The sequence below is a fragment of the Microbispora sp. NPDC049125 genome (genome assembly GCF_040802045.1).
Lineage (GTDB): Bacteria > Actinomycetota > Actinomycetes > Streptosporangiales > Streptosporangiaceae > Microbispora.
Genome location: NZ_JBEZDW010000089.1, coordinates 1 through 4,978, shown reverse-complemented (window position 1 = coordinate 4,978; position 4,978 = coordinate 1). Strand labels below are relative to the sequence as shown.

General features: G+C 70.9%; 1 protein-coding gene. It reads right to left on the bottom strand.

The features are described 5' to 3' along the window. A partial coding sequence (locus tag AB0B72_RS40000) for a type I polyketide synthase (protein ID WP_367745011.1) occupies window positions 1-4,940 on the bottom strand: 4,940 nt, incomplete at its 3' end. Window positions 4,941-4,978: the final 38 nt, after the last annotated feature.

The window sequence follows — 4,978 nt, the reverse complement described above, 5'->3', positions numbered from 1 at the left end:
ACCTTGCCCTCACGGACCGCGACCTGCGGCTCCCCCACTCCCACCGCCACCGCCACAGCGGACGGGTCGTCGGCGTCGACCAGCACGATCCGATCAGGGTTCTCCGCCTGCGCCGAGCGCACCAGCCCCCACACCGCCGCACCCGCAAGATCCTCCGAACCCTCCGGCCCCACCGCACCGCAGGTGAGCACCACCAACCGCGACTCATCGAACCGCTCATCAGCCACGAAAGCCTGCACCCCAGCCAGCACCGACAACGCCGCCCGGCGAACCCCCAACGCGGCATCATCATCGGCACCGCCACCAGCCGACAGCACCACCACGGGAGGAACAGCCACCTCATCCACCAGCGCCTCATCCAACGCCGCCCAATCGGCGTAGCCGTCCGCACCACCCACGAACGCCCACCCACCGGTCTCCGCACCCTCCCGCACGGCCACCGGCACCCACTCAAGCCCGAACAACGACTCCGAACGCCCCGCGCTCAACTGCTCGACCACCACCGGCCGCAGCATCAGACCGCCCACCGAGGCCACCGGCGCCCCGGCACCGTCGGCGATTTCCACCCCGACGCCGTCACGTCCAGCGGGCGACAGCCGTACACGGATGGACGTCGCGCCGGAGGCGTACAGGGCGATGTCGGTCCATGAGAAGGGCAGCCGTCCTGTGTCGTCGTCGGAGAACGACCCGAGCCCGATGCCGTGCAGGGCGGCGTCGAGCAGCGCCGGGTGCAGGCCGAACCCGGCCACGTCGGTGTCCTCGGGGAGCGCGACCTCGGCGAAGATCTCCTCGCCCCGCCGCCAGGCCGCTCGCAGCCCGGCGAAGACCGGGCCGTACCCGAAACCGGCTGCGGTCAGCGCGTCGTACAGCCCCTCGACATCGACCGGCACCGCCTCCGGCGGCGGCCAGACGGCGAGATCGAATGCGGCGGGCGGTCCGGCGGGAACGAGGGTGCCCGACGCGTGGTGGCCCCACGGCCGCCGCTCGGGACGGGAGTAGACGTCCACCGGTCGCCGCCCCGAGTCGTCAGGCGTTCCCACGACCACCTGGAGCTGCACTCCACCGTCCTCGGGGATGACCAGCGGCGCCTGGATGGTCAGCTCTTCCAGGTGGCCGCAGCCGACCTGGTCACCGGCCAGGATCGCCAGCTCCACGAAAGCGGTGCCAGGGAGCAGGATCGAGCCGAGCACCACGTGGTCGGCCAGCCATGGATGCGTCTGCACGGAGAGGCGGCCGGTGAACAGCGCACCGTCTCCCTCGGCCAGCGGCACGGCCGCTCCGAGAAGGGGATGGCCCGCGCCGTCCAGCCCCAGCCCTGCGGCATCGAGCCCGCCGCTTGGAAGCGCCGGCGTCTCCAGCCAGTAGCGCTGGTGCTGGAAGGCGTAGGTGGGCAGGTCCACGCGCTGAGCGCCGGGGAACAGGGCGGCCCAGTCGATGGCGACGCCCGCGACGTGAAGCCGGGCCAGAGCGGTGGTGACGGTCTCCGCCTCCGGCCTGCCCTTGCGGAGCGCCGGGATGAAGGTGCCGTCGGCGCAGTCCTGTCCCATCGCGGTCAGTACGGCGTCGGGGCCGAGCTCTAGGAAGACCCGTACTCCTTCGGCTTCCAGCGTCCGCATGGTGTCCAGGAACCGCACCGGCCGGCGGACATGAGCAACCCAGTAGTCCGCGTCGTAGCCGAAGGTGATGGGGATCCGCGGGGTGTTGTACGTCAGGGACTCGGCGACCCGGCGGAAGTCGTCCAGCATCGGGTCCATCAGCGGCGAGTGGAAGGCATGGCTCACATTCAGCCGCTTCGACTTGCGGCCGGGGAACCGCGCGACCACCGCGGTGACTGCCTCTTCCTCGCCCGCGATGACGACCGATGCGGGGCCGTTGACCGCGGCGACGCTCACCCGGTCGGTCAGATACGGCTGGACTTCGTCTTCTGAGGCGTTCAGGGCGACCATCGCCCCGCCTTCAGGGAGGGCCTGCATCAGACGGCCCCGTTCGGTGACGAGGGTGCAGGCGTCCTCCAGGGACAAAACGCCGGCCACATGAGCGGCGGCGATCTCCCCAATGGAATGCCCCGCCAGGAAGTCCGGGACGATGCCCCACGACTCCACCAGGCGGAACAGCGCCACCTCGATCGCGAACAGAGCGGGCTGGGTGAACTCCGTACGATCCAGCGACTCACCATCGATGGCCGGCAGATGAGCGCACACCCGGTCGTACGCCTCGGCGAAGACGGGGTAGGTCTCATACAGTTCCCGGCCCATCCCGGCCCGCTGGGACCCCTGACCGGTGAACAGGAACGCCACCTTGCCCGAGGAGGCGACACCCTGAACCACATCGGGAGAGGCCTCCCCACGGGCCAGCACCCCCAGCCCGTCCACGAGCGCGTCACGGTCCCCGCCCAGCACCACCGCGCGATGCTCGAACGGCGAACGCGTCACCGCCAGCGAAAACGCCAGATCAGCCGGCACAACCTCCGGATCGGCATCCACATGCGCACGCAACCGCAACGCCTGATCCCGCAACGCCGCCTCACTCTTACCCGACAGCACCCACGGCGTCACCGGGAAGACCGACGGCTCCACCGGCGCGCGCTCGGCCACTGAGGGCTGCTCGATGACGACGTGCGCGTTGGTGCCGCTGAATCCGAACGAGGAGACTCCCGCCCGCCTGGGCCGGTCGACCGCGGGCCACGGCCTGGCCTCGGTGAGCAGCTCGATGTTCCCCGACTCCCAGTCGACGTGCGGGGTGGGCTCGTCCACGTGCAGCGTCTTGGGCAGCAGGCCGTGACGCATCGCCATGACCATCTTGATGATCCCGCCGACGCCGGCCGCCGCCTGCGTGTGACCGATGTTGGACTTCAGTGAGCCGAGGTAGAGGGGCTCGTCCCGCTCCTGGCCGTACGTCGCCAGAAGCGCCTGCGCCTCGATCGGGTCACCCAGGACGGTGCCCGTGCCGTGCGCCTCCACCGCGTCCACATCCGCCACCGACAACCGCGCGTTGGCCAGCGCCTGCGCGATCACCCGCTGCTGCGACGGGCCGTTCGGCGCCGTCAGCCCGTTCGAAGCACCGTCCTGGTTGACCGCGCTGCCCCGGATGACGGCGAGGACGCGGTGGCCGTTGCGTTCGGCGTCCGACAGCCGCTCAAGCAGCAGCATGCCGACGCCTTCGGACCAGCCGGTGCCGTCTGCGGCGGCGGCGAAGGACTTGCAGCGGCCGTCGAAGGCGAGCCCCTTCTGGCGGCTGAACTCGATGAAGGCGACAGGCGTCGACATCACCGTGACGCCGCCCGCCAGAGCCAGGGAGCATTCCCCCTGGCGGAGAGCCTGGGCGGCGAGGTGCAGGGCGACCAGCGAGGACGAGCACGCGGTGTCGACGGTCACGGCCGGGCCTTCGAGCCCGAAGGTGTATGCGACCCGGCCCGAGGCGATGCTGCCCGAGCCGCCGGTGCCGAGGTAGCCCTCGATCCCCTCGGGGATGACCGGCAGCCTGGACAGGTAGTCGTGGTACATCACGCCGGCGAAGACACCCGTACGGCTGCCGCGCAGCGTCACCGGCTCCACCCCGGCCCGCTCGAACGCCTCCCACGACGCTTCCAGCAGAAGCCGCTGCTGGGGGTCCATGGCCAGCGCCTCACGTGGCGAGATGCCGAAGAAGGCCGGGTCGAACTCGGCGGCGTCGTGCAGGAAACCGCCCTCCTGGACGTAGGAGGTGCCGTGCTCGTCGGGGTCGTCGCTCCCCATCGCGTCGGGGTGCCAGCCCCGGTCCCGGGGGAAGGGCGTGACGCCGTCGCCGCCGGAGACGACCAGCTTCCACAGGTCCTCGGGCGAGCGGACGCCCCCCGGATAGCGACAGCTCATGCCGACGATGGCGATCGGCTCGTCGTCGGTGACGGCGGCGGCCACGGGTGCCGTGGCGGTCACGCTCAGCCGGAGCGTCTGCGAGCGCAGATATCCGGCCAGGGCGGCCGGGGTCGGGTAGTCGAAGATCAGTGTGGCGGGCAGGCGGAGGCCGGTGGCCGCGTTGAGGCGGTTGCGCAGCTCGACGGCGGTGAGGGAGTCGAAGCCCAGCTCCTTGAACGCCTTGCCCGGCTCGATCCCGTCGGCTGAGGCATGCCCGAGCACGGCCGCCGCCTGGGTGCGGATGACGGCGATCAGTAGTTTGTCCTGCTCTGCGGGCGAGAGCTCGGCCAGCCGTCCCGCCAGGGCCGTTCCGGCTCCGGCCGAGGCGTCCACGGTGCGGCGGGCCGGTGTCCGGACCAGCCCCCGCATGATCGACGGCACCGCCCCCGAAGCCGCCATCGCGGCCAGATCCAACCGGATCGGCACCAGCACCGGCCGATCCGCACCCAACGCCGCGTCGAACAACTCAAGACCCTGACCCACACTCAGCGGAGCCACACCACCCCGGCCCATCCGCTCCACATCGGCCGCATCCAAACCGCCGGCCATGCCTCCCGCCTGCTCCCACAACCCCCACGCCAACGACACGGCGGCAAGCCCACGAGAACGGCGATAGGCCGCCAGCCCGTCCAGGAAGGCATTCGCCGCCGCGTAGTTGCCCTGACCCGGATTGCCGAACACCCCCGACGCCGAAGAGAACAACACGAACGCCCGCACATCACCGGCCAGCTCATGCAGATTCAGCGCCGCATCCACCTTCGGCCGCAACACCTTCTCCACCCGCTCCGGGGTCAAAGAGGTGATCACCCCGTCGTCCAGCACCCCCGCGGTATGCACCACCGCATCCACCGGATGATCAGCCAGCAGTGCGGCCACCGCGTCCCGGTCGGCCACATCACAGGCCACCACCGCGACCGACGCACCCAGCTCCTCCAACTCGGAGACCAGCTCACCCGCACCCGGAGCCTCCAGACCACGCCGGCTGGTCAGCACCAACCGCCGCACCCCACGCACCGTCACCAGATGCCGGGCCAGCAACCCACCCAACGTGCCCGTCCCACCCGTGATCAACACCGTGCTGTCGG